Origin of the sequence: Thermosulfurimonas dismutans (genome assembly GCF_001652585.1) — a bacterium.
In the GTDB taxonomy this organism is placed as follows: Bacteria; Desulfobacterota; Thermodesulfobacteria; order Thermodesulfobacteriales; family Thermodesulfobacteriaceae; genus Thermosulfurimonas; species Thermosulfurimonas dismutans.
Window position 1 is genome coordinate 1 of sequence record NZ_LWLG01000003.1, and the last position, 15,385, is coordinate 15,385.

Here is a 15,385-nt window from a genome sequence, read left to right on the forward strand (position 1 = left end):
AAAAGGGTGGGCGAGGAAGACCATGGTACCAGCGCAAAAAATACGCATAAAACTTAAGGCTTACGATCATAAAGTGCTCGATCGTTCGGTGACGGAGATTGTACGTACAGCCCGGGATACGGGGGCCAGGGTGGTGGGGCCTATTCCCCTTCCCACCAAGATTAGCCGTTGGACGGTGCTCCGGTCCCCGCATATTGACAAGAATTCCCGGGAACAGTTTGAGATCCGGACGCACAAGAGGCTGCTGGATATTCTTGAGCCCACCCAGCAGACCATAGATGCCCTGATGCAGCTTGAGCTTCCGGCTGGGGTGGAAGTGGAGATCAAGCTTTAAGGAGTAGGAATCATGATGGTTGAAGGTCTCATCGGAAGAAAACTGGGTATGACCAGGATCTTTAACGAGGCCGGAGAGGTGGTTCCGGTAACAGTCCTCGAAGTAGGCCCTTGTACGGTAGTGCAGGTAAAGAGCGTAGAAACGGACGGCTACAACGCGGTGCAGCTCGGTTTCATGCCCAAGAAGCTTACTAAGCTCAACAAGCCCATGCGGGGTCATTTCCTGAGGGCTGGGCTGGATCATGGTTTCTATATATTGAGAGAGTTTAGGGTCGAGGATCCTTCGCAGTTCAAGCCTGGTCAGGTATTGACTTTGGAGAGCCTGGGGGTGGAAAAAGGCATAAAGGTGGACGTGACTGGTAAAAGTAAGGGGCGGGGCTTTACCGGAGCCATCAAACGTTGGGGCTTCAGTCGTCAGCCCATGAGTCATGGTGCCAAACAGGTTCATCGTAAGCCCGGTTCCAGTGGAGCCAGTACTTTCCCGGGCCGAGTCATTAAAGGTAAGAAGATGCCTGGACATTATGGTAACGAGACCGTGACCGTGAAAAATCTTCTGGTAGCGGAAGTGATTCCGGAGAAGAATCTCCTTTTGGTTAAGGGGGCTGTTCCTGGTTGGCCTACGGGTTGGGTAATGGTGTATTTCAAGTAAGGGGTTTGGGCTATGCCGAAGGTGGATATCTATAACAGTCAGAAAGAAAAGGTGGGTGAGGTCGAGCTTCCCGAGGACATTTATGCCGTACCGGTCAAGGTGGGGCTTTTACATGAGGTCGTGCGTTGGCAGATGGCCCGTTGGCGGGCGGGTACGGCTTGTACTAAGACCAGGGGTGAGGTCCGAGGTGGAGGCCGCAAGCCCTGGCCTCAGAAACACACTGGCCGAGCTCGTCAGGGGTCCATCCGTGCGCCGCACTGGGTTGGTGGCGGGGTGGTTTTTGGTCCCAAACCTCGTAGCTATGAATTTAAGCTCAACAAGAAAGTAAGGCGTTTGGCCCTCAAGATGGCTCTGAGTAACCGTGTAGCTGCAGGCCATCTTTATGTGGTTACCGACTTGGGGCTGGACGATAAACCTAAGACCAAGAAGTTCGTAGAGTTTTTGGATCGTTTCGGGACTCAAAATGTTCTGGTGGTGGTCCCAGATCGAGATATGGTGGCGGAGATGAGTGCTCGGAACCTTCCTAAAGTGAAGGTGCTCGCGGTGGAAGGTTTGAACGTTTACGATATACTCAACCATGAATATCTCATCCTTAAACAGGATGCCCTTCCCAAAATTGAAGAAAGACTGAGGAGAGCGAGATGAGCACGGCTAAAGATCCGCGGGAGATAATCCTGGCCCCGGTGATTACCGAAAAGTCTATGTGGCTCAAGGAAAAGTATAACCAGGTGACCTTCTGGGTGCATCCGGAGGCCAATAAGATCGAGATTCGGAAGGCGGTGGAAGATCTATTTAAGGTCAAGGTGGAGAAGGTTCAGACTATTAGAGTGAAAGGTAAACCCAAGGGGCGCTGGCCTCGGGAGGGACGACGTCCCTTGCGCAAAAAGGCTATCGTGAGGCTGGCACCTGGGGAAAGTATAGAATTCTTCGAGACGGTTTAGGGGTGTAAGCCATGCCTATCAAGACTTGTAAACCTACATCTCCGGGTAGAAGGTTTCAGACCTATTTGGTGGATCCGGAGCTTTCTAAGAAGGAGCCGGAGAAATCTCTTATTGAGCCGTTAAAAAAGACCGGCGGCCGTAATTGTTATGGTCGGGTTACGGCCCGGCACCGCGGTGGCGGGCACAAGCGGATGTATCGTATCATTGACTTCAAGCGGGACAAGGATGGGGTGCCGGCCAAGGTGGTGGCTTTAGAATACGATCCTAACCGTTCGGCCAATATCGCTCTCCTTCACTATGCGGATGGAGAGAAGCGCTATATCCTGGCGCCGGTGGGGCTTAAGGTGGGCGACGAGGTCATGAGCGGCGAGCAGGTGGAAGTTAAGGTTGGAAACTGTATGCCCCTTAAAAATATCCCGGTGGGTACGGTGGTTCATAACGTGGAGCTTCGTCCGGGGAAAGGTGGGCAGTTGGCTCGGTCGGCTGGAGCTTTTGCTCAGGTATTGGGTAAGGATGGCCATTACGTGCATTTGAGGCTTCCCTCGGGTGAGATTCGAATGGTGCACGAGCGTTGTCGCGCGACCATCGGACAGGTAGGCAACCTCGATTGGGAAAACGTGGTTTTGGGTAAAGCCGGGCGTTCTCGCTGGCTTGGAAGACGGCCCAGGGTACGGGGAGTGGCGATGAATCCGGTAGATCACCCTATGGGCGGTGGTGAAGGCCGTACCCACGGCGGGCGTCATCCCTGTTCACCCTGGGGGCAGTTGGCTAAGGGACTCAAGACCCGGGGGAAGAAGCCTTCGGATAAGTTTATACTTCGGCGGCGGAAAGGTTAGGGGGTGAAATAGATATGCCGAGGTCGAAGAAGAAAGGACCTTTTGTGGATGAGCATCTGATGAAGAAGGTGCTCAAGGCCAAAGAGACCGGGGAAAAAAAGGTCATCAAGACCTGGAGTCGGCGTTCTACTATTGTGCCGGAGATGGTGGGCCTTACTTTTGCGGTCCACAACGGACACAAGTTCATTCCGGTCTATGTGACGGAGAACATGGTTGGTCACAAGCTGGGAGAGTTTGCTCCTACGCGGACCTACAGGGGACACGCGGGAGACAAGGGCAAGGGTAAGAAAAAGTAAAGGGGTATAGCCATGGAGGCCAAGGCGACCGCGAGATATGTAAGGATATCGCCTTATAAGGCGCGGCCGGTTATAGATCTCATTAGGGGCAAGGATGTGCAGGAAGCCTTGCATATTTTGGAATTTACTCCCAAGAAGGCCGCGCGCTTGATAAAGAAGGTGCTAGAGAGCGCGATAGCGAATGCCGAACACAACTACAATATGGATCCGGATAGGCTTTATGTAAAACGGGCCTATGTGGATGAGGGGCCCAGACTCAAGCGGATCTGGCCGCGGGCTTGGGGACGAGCCAGCCGGATCCTTAAACGGACCAGTCACATTACGGTGGTGGTTGAAGAAAAGTCTTAAATAAGGAGGGAAGACCTTGGGCCAGAAGGTAAATCCTATAGGACTTAGGATCGGAATCACCCGGACCTGGGACTCCAGATGGTTCTCTAAAGGGAAGGAGTTTGCGGAGGCCGTTAAGGAAGATTATGAGATTCGCAAACATATCAAGGACAAACTTAAACACGCTGGTATCTCCAAGATAGAGATCGAGCGGGCGGCCAACCGGGTACGGGTGATCATTCATACGGCCAGACCCGGAATCGTAATCGGGAAGAAGGGAGCCGAAATTGAAAAGCTCAAAGAGGATCTGATCCGGCTTACGAAGGGCAAAGAGATCGTGATCGATATTCAGGAAGTGCGGCGACCGGAGCTGGAAGCTCAGTTGGTGGCGGAAAATATTGCGGTTCAGCTTGAGCGTCGAGTATCCTTTCGTCGAGCTATGAAACGGGCGGTAGCTTTGGCTTTGCGCTTCGGGGCCCAAGGGATTCGGGTGCAGTGTAAGGGCCGCCTTGGAGGAGCTGAAATCGCCAGAAAAGAGTGGTACCGGGAAGGACGGGTTCCGCTTCACACCTTGAGGGCGGATGTAGATTACGGTTTTGCGGAGGCCCTTACCAAATACGGAGTTATTGGAGTTAAGGTCTGGATCTTTAAAGGAGAGGTCCTACCGGAGAAGGGTGGGGCCGGAGAGACTATAACCATTTAAGGGGTTTGAGCCATGTTGCTTCAGCCGAGAAAGGTCAAATATCGGAAGATGCAGAAGGGCCGGGTGAGGGGTAAGGCCACCCGGGGTACGGCGGTGGAATTCGGAGAATTCGGACTTAAGGCCCTTGAGGCCGCTTGGCTTACGGCCCAGCAGATAGAGGCTGGCCGTGTGGCCATCGTGCGCTGTGCTCGTAAGGGGGCCAAGGTTTGGATTCGAGTTTTCCCGGACAAGCCCATTACCAAAAAACCGGCTGAGACCCGTATGGGTAAAGGTAAGGGTTCGGTGGAAGGCTGGGTGGCGGTGATCAAGCCCGGAAAGATCATTTACGAGATCGAAGGTGTACCGGAGGAGGTGGCTCGCGAGGCTTTGAGGCTTGCGGCAGACAAGCTGCCTTTTAAGTGCAAGATCGTTTCTCGGGAGGATCGGCTATGAAGGCTGAGGAGCTGAGGCAACTTGCTATTCCGGAGCTCAAAGAGAAATTGCGGGAGTTGAGGGAGGAGCTCTTTAACCTCCGGTTTCAGAAAAGTATTCACCAGCTTGAGAATCCCATGCGGATAAAGCAAGTCAAACGGGACATTGCCCGGGTGCTTACGGTTATCCGGGAAAAGGAATTAAATATCCGGTAAAGGGTTGGGATCATGGGGAACAGGAAGGAATACATCGGAACCGTGGTAAGCAACAAGATGGATAAGACCGTTGTGGTGATGGTGGAGCGTTTGGTACAACATCCGCTTTACAAGAAGTACATCAAGCGCCGCAAGAAGTTTATGGCTCATGACGAGCATAATGAATGCGAGATTGGGGATAGGGTATTGATAGAGGAAACCCGTCCCCTTTCCCGCCATAAACGCTGGCGGGTGAAGAAAATCCTTGAGCGGGCTCCGAAGCTTGAGCCGGTGGTCGAGGAAGACCAGGTGGAGGGCAGTTAGCCATGATTCAGCAGGAGAGTTATCTCAATGTGGCTGACAATTCCGGGGCCAAAAAGATCATGTGTATTAGGGTATTGGGTGGCTCCGGCAGGCGATATGCCCGTATTGGGGATGTGATTGTGGCTTCGGTTAAGGAGGCCCTTCCCAATTCCAAAGTGAAGGAAGGGGACGTGGTTCGAGCCGTGGTGGTGCGCACCAGGAAGGAAGTTCCTCGGCCGGATGGAACTACCATTCGGTTTGAGGAAAATGCGGCGGTGCTCATTAATCAGTATGGAGAGCCGGTGGGCACCCGTATTTTCGGACCGGTGGGAAGGGAACTGCGGGCCAAAAGGTTTATGAAGATTATTTCTTTGGCACCGGAAGTTCTTTAAGGGAGAGGGGCCATGTTATTCAAGAGAGCTAAAAGAAGATTGCCTAAGCCGCATAAGGCCAAGTGTCATGTGCGCAAGGGAGACAAGGTGGTGGTGATCGCTGGGAAGGACAAAGGCAAGATTGGCAAGGTGCTTCAGGTCTTTCCTCGGAAGCAGAGGGCCATTGTGGAAGGTGTGAACATCGTTAAACGGCATATGAGGCCTACCCCCTATAGTGAGGGTGGGATTGTGGAGAAACCCGCACCCATTCATGTTTCTAACCTCATGCTCTTTTGCCCCAAATGTAACCGGGGAGTAAAAATTGGGCGTAAATTCCTTGAGGATGGTAGTAAGGTGCGGGTTTGTAAAAAATGTGGCGAGATTATAGAGGCTGAGGAGTAGGAATATGGCCTGGCTCAAGGAATATTATCAAGAAACGGTGGTACCGAAGCTCAGAGAAAAGTTTGGTTATCGGAATCTTTTTGAGGTTCCGAAGCTGGAGAAAATCTGTGTGAACATGGGGCTTGGGGCAGCGGTACAGGAACCCAAGCTTATTGATGAAGCCCTTGAAGAGCTGGCTATCATTGCTGGTCAGAGGCCAAAAGTCTGTCGGGCGCGGAAATCCATTGCGGCCTTTAAACTCCGGGCCGGGATGCCTATTGGGGTTATGGTGACCCTTAGGAAAGATCGGATGTACGATTTTCTGACCAGGCTCATCCATGTGGCCTTGCCTCGAGTAAGGGATTTTCGTGGTCTTCCGCGGCGAGGATTTGATGGCCGAGGAAACTACACCCTGGGAATTGAAGACCATACCATCTTTCCAGAGATTGATCCCAATAAGGTGGGACGCATTAAGGGTATGAATATCACTATTGTGACCTCGGCCGAGACCGATGAGGAAGCTTATGAACTCTTAAAACTTATGGGGATGCCCTTTAGGAGGTAATAGATGCCGCGCAAAGCTCAACTCTTCAAAAAACCCAAATTTAAGGTCAGACATCGGAATCGCTGTTCTATTTGCGGAAGGCCGAGGGGGTATATCCGGCGTTTTGGGCTTTGTCGGATATGTTTTAGAAGACTGGCCTCGGAGGGGAAGATCCCCGGGGTTAGAAAAGCAAGTTGGTAAGGGGTGAACGGTTATGATGACGGATCCTATTGCGGATATGCTGGCTCGTATAAGAAATGCTCTTATGGCCCGGCATAAAACGGTGGAAGTGCCGGCTTCCAAACTCAAGCTTGAGATTGCCAGAATCCTCAAAGAAGAGGGTTATGTTGAAGATTACGAGTTTGTACAAGAAGGTCCTCAAGGTAAGATTGTTATTACCTTAAAGTACGATGAGAATCGGCGGCCGGTGATTGCAGGACTCAAGCGGGTTAGTAAGCCCGGCCGGAGGATTTATGCCGGAGTGAAGAAACTCCCCCGGGTAATGGGAGGTCTGGGAATTGCTATCATATCTACTTCCCGGGGAATTATGACCGACCATGAAGCTAGACGCCGTAGAGTAGGCGGCGAGATCCTCTGTGAGATCTGGTAAAGGGGTGAGAGCATGGCCACGCTGTCAAGGATCGGAAGAAGACCGGTACCCATACCCAAAGGGGTTAAGGTGGAGATAAAGGAAGGCAAGATCGTGGTGGAGGGGCCCAAAGGAAAGCTTGAAAAGCCCCTTCCGCCCATGGTGGAAGTGACCATTGAGGGCGAGGAAGTTCGGGTGATGCCCCAGGAGGTGCGTAAAAAGCTCCAGCGCAAGGCCAAGGCCTTCCAGGGGCTTACCAGGGCCCTTATCAACAATATGGTGACGGGAGTCAGTCAGGGATTTACCCGATCTCTGGATCTGGTAGGTCTCGGGTATCGAGCGGAAGTTAAAGGGGATGAGATCATCTTTCACCTGGGGTATTCGCATCCCATCAATTTCAAACTTCCTCCGGGCGTTAAGGCCAAGGTGGAAAAGGGGTCTGGAGATGTTCAGGCTCGGGTGGTCTTAGAAGGCATTGATAAAGAGGTTTTAGGGGAGACTGCGGCCCGTATCAAGCGATTGCGTCCCCCTGAACCTTACAAGGGCAAGGGTATTCGTTACACCGGAGAGCAGATTATCCGTAAGGCCGGTAAGGCTGGAAAGGCGGGTAAATAACGGGGGGAATAAGACCTCCCCGAAGGAGGCGAGTTTATGCTTCGCAGGGAAAAATTCAGAAAGGTCGAACGTAGGATTCGGCGAAAGAAACGGGTGCGCAAGAAGATTTTCGGCACTCCAGAGCGTCCCAGGCTTTCGGTTTACCGCAGTCTTAAACATATTTATGCCCAAATTATCGACGATACCCGGGGACATACCCTGGTTTCAGCCTCTTCTCTTTCGCCTGAGATTAGGGAGAGATGGGAGGAGCTGAAGAAGGAAGGTGGGAAGACGGCCATTGCGCGAGCGGTGGGAGAGCTCTTGGGAAAAAGGGCGGTTGAGGTGGGAATAAAGAAGGTGGCCTTTGATCGAGGTGGTTTTAAATATCATGGTCGGGTCAAGGCCCTGGCGGAAGGGGCCAGGAGTGCTGGCCTAGAATTTTAAGGTAAGGAGGCGGTTTCGTGGCTACGGCTAAAGGTGGAGAGGAATTCATTGAAAAGATCATCTTCATAAACCGGGTAGCTAAGGTTCACAAGGGAGGTCGGCGTTTCCGGTTTTCGGCCATTGTGGTAGTGGGTGACGGTAAGGGACGGGTAGGCTACGGTCTGGGAAAGGCGCCGGAAGTACCGGACGCTATTCGTAAGGCCCTTGAGAAAGCTCGGAAGAATATGATCACGGTTCCTGTGATAAACGGGACCATCCCGCACGAGATTATTTCAGATTTTGGGGCGGCCAAAGTTATGCTTAAGCCCGGCCGACCCGGAACGGGAGTGATTGCCGGAAGTACCATTCGAGCCATTATGGATGCGGCCGGCATCCGGGATGTGGTGACCAAGTGTATAGGGAGTACCAATCCCCACAATGTAGTCAAAGCCACTTTTAAGGCCCTTGAGGATCTTCAGAGTCCGGAATATGTGGCTAAAAAGCGCGGTTTTAATGTTGAAGAACTCATGGAGAGGATAGGCCATGGGGAAAAAGCTTAAGATTACGTTGGTAAGAAGTAAATACGGCTGGTCTAAGAAACAGCGGGCTACCATTGCTGGTCTTGGTCTTCGCAAAATTGGCCATACGGTTGTAAGGCCAGACAACCCCTGTATTCGAGGCATGGTGGAAAAAGTGAGACATTTGGTCAAGGTGGAGGAAATAAATGAGTGAGTTGATCACCCTTGCCAATTTGAAGCCCTTTGAGGGTTCCAAACATCGGGAAAAACGGGTAGGTCGTGGCCCGGGTTCTGGGCATGGGAAGACCTCCTGTCGCGGACAAAAAGGACAGCGTTCTCGTTCTGGAGGCGGAGTGCCACCTTGGTTTGAAGGTGGACAGATGCCTCTTATTCGTCGGCTTCCCAAGAGGGGCTTCAAAAATCCTTTTCGCGTAGAATATGAAGTGGTTAACGTTAAGGATCTGGCTAAACGGTTTTCCGAAGGTGCGGTAGTAGATATAGAAGCCCTAAAGGAAGCCGGTTTAGTAAAAGGTCGGAATGTAAGGGTGAAACTTTTGGGAGATGGTGAGATCAATTTCGCTTTAACCGTAAAGGTACATGCCGCCTCCAGGAGTGCCCGAGAAAAGATCGAGAAGGCTGGGGGCAAGGTGGAGCTGCTAGAGGCTTAAAGGGATGCTCAGGACCTCGGGCGTAGAGAGCCTGGCCAATATTCCGGAGCTGAGACGGCGGGTCTTTTTCCTTTTGGCAGCTCTGGCTATTTATAGGATTGCGGTACATATCCCTACTCCGGGCATAAACGCTGAGGCCTTGGTAGCCCTTTTTTCCCGAGCCGGAGGAACGATCCTCGGGTTCGTAGATATGTTTTCGGGGGGGGCCCTGAGGCGACTTTCGGTTTGCGCCTTGGGGATCATGCCTTATATCAGTGCTTCCATTATTCTTCAGCTACTTACGGTGGTTTATCCCTCCCTAAAGGAGATGCAGAGGGAGGGCCCCGAAGGACGACGCAAGATTGCCTATTACACTAGGTATCTCACGGTTCTTATTTGTCTCGTTCAGGGATTTGGGATTGCGGTGGGGCTCGAGAAGATGACCGGTCCCAACGGGGACCCCATCGTGATGTTTCCGGGCTGGGGCTTTAGGCTTCTTACCATGATAACCCTTACCACGGGTTCGGTCTTTCTCATGTGGCTCGGGGAACAGATCACCGAGCATGGGATTGGCAATGGAATTTCCATCTTGATTTTTGCCGGTATAGTGGCGCGTTTGCCATCAGCTATCATTAACACTTTTCGTTTCGTAAAAACCGGCGAACTTTCGGGAGCCATCCTCTTTTTTGTATTGCTCCTAGTGGTAGGGGTGCTGGCCTTTACCTGTTTCATGGAGATGGCTCAGCGTCGGATCCCCATTCACTATGCGCGTAGGATGGTGGGGCGTCAGGTAGTTGGGGGTCAGAGTACCTATTTACCCCTCAAGGTGAACACCGCTGGTGTAATTCCTCCCATTTTTGCCTCTTCAGTATTGATGTTTCCGGCCACGGTGGCCACTTTTGTGCCTTTGGGCTTTATTCAGAGCCTTTCCAGTCATCTGAGGCCGGGGCAGATATTATATGAGATCCTCTATGTAATCCTGATTATCTTTTTCTGTTATTTTTACACGGCCATTATCTTTAATCCTCAAGAAGTGGCCGATAATCTTAAGAAATGGGGGGGGTTCATCCCTGGGATTCGCCCGGGAAGGGCTACGGAGGAATTTTTGGATCGGGTGTTGAATAGGATAACCCTTATTGGGGCCCTTTATATTTCGGCCATTTGTGTGTTGCCGACGTTTTTAATCGTGAAATTCAACGTGCCCTTTTATTTTGGAGGCACGGCCCTTTTAATCGTGGTGGGGGTGGCCATGGACACCATGGCCCAGCTTGAGGCCCATCTTTTGACCAGGCGATACGATAGCCTGGTGAGGGAGGGGCGGCTAAGACGCCGTCGCTAAAAATTCGAGAAAGGAGGGAGGGAGATGAACATTGTATTTTTAGGACCTCCGGGCGCCGGTAAAGGCACACAAGCTAAACGGATTACGGAAAAGTACGGTATTCCCCAGATTTCCACTGGAGATATGTTTCGGGAACATCTTTCCAAGGGTACGGAGCTCGGGAAAAAGGCCAAGGAATACATGGAAAAGGGCCAATTGGTACCAGACGAAATCGTGCTCGGTATGGTAGAGGAGCGGCTTAAACAGCCCGATTGTGAAAAAGGCTTTATTCTTGACGGTTTCCCTCGCACGGTACCTCAGGCTGAGGCTTTGGATGAAATGTTGGCCAAGTGGGGAAAGAAAATTGATTATGCCATTGCCATCGAAGTTCCGGATGAGGAGCTGGTCAAGAGGCTTACCGGACGTCGGACTTGCAAAAACTGCGGTATGATGTATCATATCATATTCAAGCCTCCGAAGGAGGATAATAAGTGCGATGCCTGCGGAGGCGAATTGTATCAGCGTGCGGATGATAATGAAGAGACGGTAAGGAATCGTCTCAAGGTTTATCACGAATCTACGGCTCCCCTGATTGATTATTACGAGAAGAAGGGTGTGCTTCACCGGATTGATGGTATGGGGAGCATTGATGAGATTTTTGAGCGAATAGTCAAGGTTCTAGGGTAAAGTTTTTAGGTGCGGCGGATATCTTTTAAAGGTTTGCCTAGCAAGAAGATAAAACTCAAGGCCCCCTGGGAAATCGAACTTCTCAGGCGGGCCAATAATATTGTCGCGGAGGTTTTGTTGCGTTTGGCAGAGGAATCGAAACCCGGGGTCTCGACCTGGGATCTTGAGGTATTGGCCGATACCCTTTGTCGGAAGCGCGGAGGGCGGCCGGCCTTTAAGGGCTATCGGGGGTATCCCCATGCCCTTTGTGTTTCGATAAATGAAGAGATCATTCATGGTATGCCTCGAGAAGATAAGGTTCTCAAGGAAGGCGACATCGTGAGTTTCGATTTTGGCGTGGAATACGAGGGTTATATCGGGGATGCAGCTCTTACGGTAGCGGTGGGCAAAACCTCAGAGCTTGCGGAAAAGTTGATGAAGGTAACAGAGGAGGCCCTTTATATCGGGATAGACAAGGCCCGAGTAGGGAATCGGGTAGGGGATATTTCGGCGGCCATTCAGCGCCATGTGGAGAGACACGGTTTTTCGGTGATCCGGGATTTTGTAGGGCACGGTATAGGGCGCGAGCTTCATGAACCGCCGGAGGTTCCGAATTTTGGAAAACCTGGCAAAGGGCCGAGGCTTCAGGCTGGGATGGTATTGGCTATTGAGCCTATGGTGGTTACGGGTAGCCCCAAAGTGAAGGTCTTGGATGATAAGTGGACGGCGGTTACTGAGGATGGAGGGCTTGCGGCCCATTTTGAACATTCGGTAGCTATCACGGCTCGTGGCCCCGAAATCCTTTCCAAGATTTAAGGAGAAACATGGCTAAAGAAGATCATATTCAGGTGGAAGGTACGGTAGTCGAGGCATTGCCAAATGCTATGTTCCGGGTGGAGCTTGAGACCGGACACAAAGTTTTGGCCCATGTCTCGGGTAAGATGCGGATGCACTACATAAGGATCCTCCCTGGGGATAAGGTGGTGGTCGAGCTTTCACCTTATGATCTTAGCCGGGGTAGGATCGTTTATCGTGGAACCAAAAAGGATAGGGGAGGCAAAAAATGAAGGTTTCGGCCTCGGTAAAGAAACGTTGCCGCAAGTGTCGGATTATCAGGCGTAAAGGGGTAGTAAGGGTCATTTGCGAGAATCCCCGCCATAAACAGCGCCAGGGTTAAGGAGGTGAGAAGGTGGCTCGTATTGCAGGTGTAGATATTCCAGACAACAAGCCTATTGAGATTGCTCTGACCTACATTTATGGCATCGGGCGAACTTCGGCTCAGAAGATCCTTACCAAGGCCGAGGTGGATTGGTTTAAAAAGACCAGGGAGCTTTCGGAGGAGGAGCTGGCCCGGATCCGTCAGATCTTGGAGAAGGAATACAAGGTTGAGGGTGATCTCAGGCGGGAAGTGAGCCAGAATATTCGGCGTCTTATGGATATTGGATGTTACCGAGGCCTTCGGCACAAAATGGGGCTTCCGGTGCGGGGTCAGAAAACCCGTTCCAATGCCCGTACTCGTAAGGGTCCGAGACCGTCTTCTCTAAGAGGTCGGAAGAAAAAGTAAGGGGTGAGGCACTATGGCACGCAGAGTTCGGAGAAAGAAGAAAGTTAAAAAGAATGTTCCTGAAGGCATCGCCCACATTCATGCTACTTTCAATAACACCATCGTGACTATTACGGATCGTCAGGGGAACACTATTGCATGGGCCAGCGGAGGCACGGAGGGCTTCAAGGGAACGCGTAAGGGAACGCCTTATGCCGCTCAGCTGGCAGCCCAATCGGCGGCCAAGCGGGCCATGGAACACGGGATGAAGAAGGTTTGGGTTTACATCAAGGGCCCGGGGCCTGGTCGCGAGGCGGCCCTAAGGGCTTTGCAGGCGGCGGGACTTAAGATCACCTTTATTCGGGACGTCACGCCCATTCCGCATGACGGTTGTCGTCCGCCTAAGAGACGGCGGGTGTAAAATTTCTTAAGGGGGGATAGCCTTGGCAAGGTATACTGGACCTAGATGTCGTCTCTGTCGTCGAGAGGGGATGAAGCTTTTCCTTAAGGGAGAGCGGTGTTACACCGATAAGTGCGCTTTTGAACGGCGTAGTTATCCTCCGGGACAGCATGGCCAGATGCAGCTTCGAGTTAAGCTTTCGGACTATGGAATTCGTCTAAGGGAAAAGCAGAAGGTCAAAAGGATTTACGGAGTTTCGGAGAAACAGTTCCGTCGTTATTTCGAGAAGGCCACCCGGATGAAGGGCCAGGCCGGTCACAACCTTCTTCAGCTCCTGGAAAGAAGGCTCGATAATGTGGTGTATCGTCTAGGTTTTGCGGCCTCGCGGGCTCAGGCCCGGCAGATGGTGGCTCACGGCTGGTTTACGGTAAACGGCAGAACCGTGGATATTCCTTCTTATATCGTGGATCCAGGGGAAGTCATTGAGCTCAAAGAGAAGTATCGTAACAATACGTATATTCAGGAAAACCTGGAGGCTGTGGTAAGGCGAGGAGTGCCTCAGTGGCTTGAGCTTGAGGCTGAAAATTTCCGTGGAAGGGTCAAGGCCCTGCCCACCAGAGAAGATATTACCATGCCCATTCAGGAAAGCCTGATCGTGGAGTTCTACTCCCGCTAAAAAAAGACCGGGGTGGAGGATATGAGTGTTTTAAGGGAAAAAATAGGTAACACCAATTTGATCCGACCGGAAGGAGTTAAGAGTCACAAGGATTCTCGTCCCCCTTACTACGGGAAGTTTATTATCGAACCTCTGGAAAGGGGGTTTGGGGTGACTATTGGAAACGCCCTGAGGAGGATTTTACTCTCCTCCATTCCCGGGGCGGCTATTACGGCCGTACGCATTGAAGGGGCTCCTCATGAATTTACCAGTTTGCCTGGTGTCATTGAGGATGTGACGGATATTGTTTTGAATCTCAAAGGGGTGCGTTTTCGCCTTGACGGAGAGGGTCCGTATCTCTTTAAGCTAGAGAAGAAGGGCGAATCGGAAGTGAAAGCCGGGGATATAGAGACCGATGGACAAGGGGAAGTGGTTAATCCTGACCATCACATCGCTACCCTTACCAAAGACGGAGTTCTTTCTATGGAACTCCAGGTAGAACGAGGAAGAGGTTACATTCCTGCGGAATTTTCTCGTGAAGGGAATGAAATCGGAATTATTCCGGTGGATGCCATCTTTTCTCCTATTACTAGGGTGAATTTTACGGTTACCCAGGCTCGAGTGGGCAAAAGCAGTGATTTTGACCGTTTAGTCCTGGAGATCTGGACGGATGGTTCCATAGAACCTGAGGAGGCCTTGCGACAGGCGGCAGGTATTCTTAGAGAACAGCTTTTGGTCTTTGGAGGGGAAGAAGTTGAAGTTCAAGCCCTTCCTCCTCAGAAGGAAGAGTCCAAAGCCAATTTGGCTGAACTTTTGAACAAGCCTTTGGAGGAGCTTGAGATTTCATCTCGCTCCATCAATTGTTTGCGCAATGCCGGTATAAAATATGTGGGCGATTTGGTAACTCGCACGGAAACCGAAATGCTTCGGATCAAAAATTTTGGTCGGAAGTCCCTTGAAGAGATAAAAGATCGTTTGAACGAGATGGGTCTGAGCTTAGGAATGGACATAGAATGGCAACCGCCTGAAGAAAAAGGAGCTTAAAGGGGTGAGGCCATGAGACATCGCAAGTTGAGTCGTAGGCTAGTGACTAAGTGGGAACACCGAATTTCCATGATGCGTAACCAGGTTACGGACCTTTTACGTTATGGCAGGATTACCACTACTCTGGCCAAGGCCAAGGAGCTACGCCGGGTGGCGGATAGAATGATCACCCTGGCCAAGCGCGGAGATCTGGCCTCCCGGCGCCGGGCGCTGGCGGTTATCCGGGACAAGGCCGTGGTGCGTAAGCTTTTTACGGAACTTCGTGAGAAGTACATGGATCGTCCGGGGGGCTACACCCGAATTATCAAGATTGGACCCCGCCGTGGGGATGCGGCCATGATGGCCATTGTGGAGCTGGTGGAGGAAAAGCTCCAGCACAAGCGTTCCAAGAAGAAGATCGAGGCTGAAAAGAAGGCCGAAAAAGAGATTCGCGAGGCTTTAAAGAAAGAGGAGCCGAAACCTGCGGAGGAAACCCAACCTGCCGAGGAGGCGTCCGGGAGCCAGGAAGCGGCCCCGGCTGAAACCTCCGAGGCCGAAACTGCGGCTCCGGAAAAGACTCAGGACGAGGCCCAGGCTTCTACCTCTTCCGAGTCCGAAGAGGGCTCCGAACCCTCCGCCGAAACTTCCTCCAAGGAAGCCAAGTCCTAAATTTCGGACTTATCACCCAGGGCCCGGAAACTTCCCGGGCCCTTTTCTATT

The 15,385-nt window shown here is 51.8% G+C and carries 31 protein-coding genes; all 31 read left to right on the top strand.

Annotation, left to right across the window (positions count from 1 at the left end; translation table 11 throughout):
* Positions 1-22 precede the first annotated feature (22 nt).
* From rpsJ to rplQ, 31 genes are read left to right on the top strand one after another with little or no spacing between them, the layout of a single operon-like run.
* The gene (gene rpsJ / locus TDIS_RS03495; RefSeq protein ID WP_068669633.1) at positions 23-334 is read left to right on the top strand and encodes a 30S ribosomal protein S10; all 312 of its coding nucleotides are present in this window, start codon (positions 23-25) and stop codon (positions 332-334) included.
* Positions 335-349: 15 nt separating this feature from the next.
* Entirely contained in the window at positions 350-982 is a 633-nt protein-coding gene (gene rplC, locus TDIS_RS03500) for a 50S ribosomal protein L3 (RefSeq protein ID WP_068669635.1), read from the top strand.
* A gap of 12 nt (positions 983-994) precedes the next feature.
* The gene (gene rplD / locus TDIS_RS03505; RefSeq protein ID WP_068669381.1) at positions 995-1,627 is read left to right on the top strand and encodes a 50S ribosomal protein L4; all 633 of its coding nucleotides are present in this window, start codon (positions 995-997) and stop codon (positions 1,625-1,627) included.
* The gene (gene rplW, locus TDIS_RS03510) at positions 1,624-1,923 is read left to right on the top strand and encodes a 50S ribosomal protein L23 (RefSeq protein WP_068669383.1); all 300 of its coding nucleotides are present in this window, start codon (positions 1,624-1,626) and stop codon (positions 1,921-1,923) included. Before rplD ends, rplW begins: the two co-directional genes overlap by 4 nt.
* Positions 1,924-1,934: 11 nt before the next feature.
* A complete protein-coding gene (gene rplB, locus TDIS_RS03515; protein ID WP_068669385.1) occupies positions 1,935-2,759 on the top strand; it encodes a 50S ribosomal protein L2 in 825 nt (274 codons plus the stop codon).
* Positions 2,760-2,773: 14 nt separating this feature from the next.
* Positions 2,774-3,055, top strand: a complete 282-nt coding sequence (gene rpsS / locus TDIS_RS03520; RefSeq protein ID WP_068669387.1) for a 30S ribosomal protein S19 — start codon at positions 2,774-2,776, stop codon at positions 3,053-3,055.
* 12 nt (positions 3,056-3,067) lie between these two features.
* Positions 3,068-3,403 carry a 50S ribosomal protein L22 gene (rplV, locus tag TDIS_RS03525; protein ID WP_068669389.1) on the top strand — a complete coding sequence of 112 codons (336 nt, stop codon included), beginning with the start codon at positions 3,068-3,070 and terminating at the stop codon, positions 3,401-3,403.
* A 16-nt stretch (positions 3,404-3,419) separates the two neighbouring features.
* A complete protein-coding gene (gene rpsC / locus TDIS_RS03530; RefSeq protein WP_068669391.1) occupies positions 3,420-4,085 on the top strand; it encodes a 30S ribosomal protein S3 in 666 nt (221 codons plus the stop codon).
* 15 nt (positions 4,086-4,100) lie between these two features.
* Positions 4,101-4,517, top strand: coding sequence for a 50S ribosomal protein L16 (rplP, locus tag TDIS_RS03535; RefSeq protein ID WP_068669638.1), 417 nt, complete (start codon positions 4,101-4,103; stop codon positions 4,515-4,517).
* Entirely contained in the window at positions 4,514-4,711 is a 198-nt protein-coding gene (gene rpmC / locus TDIS_RS03540) for a 50S ribosomal protein L29 (protein WP_068669393.1), read from the top strand. The genes rplP and rpmC overlap by 4 nt, the downstream gene beginning before the upstream one ends.
* A gap of 12 nt (positions 4,712-4,723) precedes the next feature.
* Positions 4,724-5,014, top strand: a complete 291-nt coding sequence (gene rpsQ / locus TDIS_RS03545; protein WP_068669395.1) for a 30S ribosomal protein S17 — start codon at positions 4,724-4,726, stop codon at positions 5,012-5,014.
* 2 nt (positions 5,015-5,016) lie between these two features.
* A complete protein-coding gene (rplN, locus tag TDIS_RS03550) occupies positions 5,017-5,385 on the top strand; it encodes a 50S ribosomal protein L14 (RefSeq protein ID WP_068669397.1) in 369 nt (122 codons plus the stop codon).
* 12 nt (positions 5,386-5,397) lie between these two features.
* Positions 5,398-5,766, top strand: coding sequence for a 50S ribosomal protein L24 (rplX, locus tag TDIS_RS03555; RefSeq protein ID WP_068669399.1), 369 nt, complete (start codon positions 5,398-5,400; stop codon positions 5,764-5,766).
* A 4-nt stretch (positions 5,767-5,770) separates the two neighbouring features.
* On the top strand, positions 5,771-6,310 hold the full coding sequence (rplE, locus tag TDIS_RS03560) for a 50S ribosomal protein L5 (protein ID WP_068669401.1): 540 nt from the start codon (positions 5,771-5,773) through the stop codon (positions 6,308-6,310).
* Positions 6,311-6,313: 3 nt separating this feature from the next.
* Entirely contained in the window at positions 6,314-6,490 is a 177-nt protein-coding gene (locus TDIS_RS03565; protein ID WP_068669403.1) for a type Z 30S ribosomal protein S14, read from the top strand.
* A gap of 13 nt (positions 6,491-6,503) precedes the next feature.
* Positions 6,504-6,899 (top strand): 30S ribosomal protein S8, encoded by a 396-nt coding sequence (rpsH, locus tag TDIS_RS03570; RefSeq protein WP_084270940.1) that lies wholly within the window; start codon positions 6,504-6,506, stop codon positions 6,897-6,899.
* Between the two features lie 21 nt (positions 6,900-6,920).
* A complete protein-coding gene (gene rplF, locus TDIS_RS03575; protein ID WP_068669642.1) occupies positions 6,921-7,493 on the top strand; it encodes a 50S ribosomal protein L6 in 573 nt (190 codons plus the stop codon).
* 36 nt (positions 7,494-7,529) lie between these two features.
* Positions 7,530-7,916: a 50S ribosomal protein L18 gene (gene rplR / locus TDIS_RS03580; RefSeq protein ID WP_068669404.1), complete on the top strand. Its 387-nt coding sequence runs from the start codon at positions 7,530-7,532 to the stop codon at positions 7,914-7,916.
* A gap of 17 nt (positions 7,917-7,933) precedes the next feature.
* Entirely contained in the window at positions 7,934-8,455 is a 522-nt protein-coding gene (gene rpsE, locus TDIS_RS03585; protein ID WP_068669406.1) for a 30S ribosomal protein S5, read from the top strand.
* Entirely contained in the window at positions 8,439-8,627 is a 189-nt protein-coding gene (gene rpmD, locus TDIS_RS03590) for a 50S ribosomal protein L30 (protein WP_068669408.1), read from the top strand. Before rpsE ends, rpmD begins: the two co-directional genes overlap by 17 nt.
* A gap of 4 nt (positions 8,628-8,631) precedes the next feature.
* Positions 8,632-9,081, top strand: a complete 450-nt coding sequence (rplO, locus tag TDIS_RS03595; RefSeq protein WP_068669646.1) for a 50S ribosomal protein L15 — start codon at positions 8,632-8,634, stop codon at positions 9,079-9,081.
* Between the two features lie 4 nt (positions 9,082-9,085).
* The gene (gene secY / locus TDIS_RS03600) at positions 9,086-10,399 is read left to right on the top strand and encodes a preprotein translocase subunit SecY (RefSeq protein WP_068669409.1); all 1,314 of its coding nucleotides are present in this window, start codon (positions 9,086-9,088) and stop codon (positions 10,397-10,399) included.
* Between the two features lie 24 nt (positions 10,400-10,423).
* Positions 10,424-11,065: an adenylate kinase gene (locus TDIS_RS03605; protein WP_068669411.1), complete on the top strand. Its 642-nt coding sequence runs from the start codon at positions 10,424-10,426 to the stop codon at positions 11,063-11,065.
* A 33-nt stretch (positions 11,066-11,098) separates the two neighbouring features.
* On the top strand, positions 11,099-11,860 hold the full coding sequence (gene map, locus TDIS_RS03610) for a type I methionyl aminopeptidase (protein ID WP_068669413.1): 762 nt from the start codon (positions 11,099-11,101) through the stop codon (positions 11,858-11,860).
* Between the two features lie 8 nt (positions 11,861-11,868).
* A complete protein-coding gene (infA, locus tag TDIS_RS03615; RefSeq protein WP_068669415.1) occupies positions 11,869-12,111 on the top strand; it encodes a translation initiation factor IF-1 in 243 nt (80 codons plus the stop codon).
* Complete coding sequence (rpmJ, locus tag TDIS_RS03620) at positions 12,108-12,221, top strand: 50S ribosomal protein L36 (protein ID WP_068669417.1); 114 nt, start codon at positions 12,108-12,110, stop codon at positions 12,219-12,221. The genes infA and rpmJ overlap by 4 nt, the downstream gene beginning before the upstream one ends.
* Before the next feature lie 12 nt (positions 12,222-12,233).
* Positions 12,234-12,608, top strand: a complete 375-nt coding sequence (rpsM, locus tag TDIS_RS03625) for a 30S ribosomal protein S13 (protein WP_068669418.1) — start codon at positions 12,234-12,236, stop codon at positions 12,606-12,608.
* Positions 12,609-12,621: 13 nt separating this feature from the next.
* Entirely contained in the window at positions 12,622-13,008 is a 387-nt protein-coding gene (gene rpsK / locus TDIS_RS03630) for a 30S ribosomal protein S11 (RefSeq protein ID WP_068669419.1), read from the top strand.
* Positions 13,009-13,030: 22 nt separating this feature from the next.
* Positions 13,031-13,663, top strand: coding sequence for a 30S ribosomal protein S4 (gene rpsD, locus TDIS_RS03635; protein WP_068669420.1), 633 nt, complete (start codon positions 13,031-13,033; stop codon positions 13,661-13,663).
* 21 nt (positions 13,664-13,684) lie between these two features.
* Entirely contained in the window at positions 13,685-14,686 is a 1,002-nt protein-coding gene (locus TDIS_RS03640; RefSeq protein ID WP_068669421.1) for a DNA-directed RNA polymerase subunit alpha, read from the top strand.
* Between the two features lie 12 nt (positions 14,687-14,698).
* On the top strand, positions 14,699-15,334 hold the full coding sequence (gene rplQ / locus TDIS_RS11525; RefSeq protein WP_068669422.1) for a 50S ribosomal protein L17: 636 nt from the start codon (positions 14,699-14,701) through the stop codon (positions 15,332-15,334).
* Positions 15,335-15,385 lie beyond the last annotated feature (51 nt).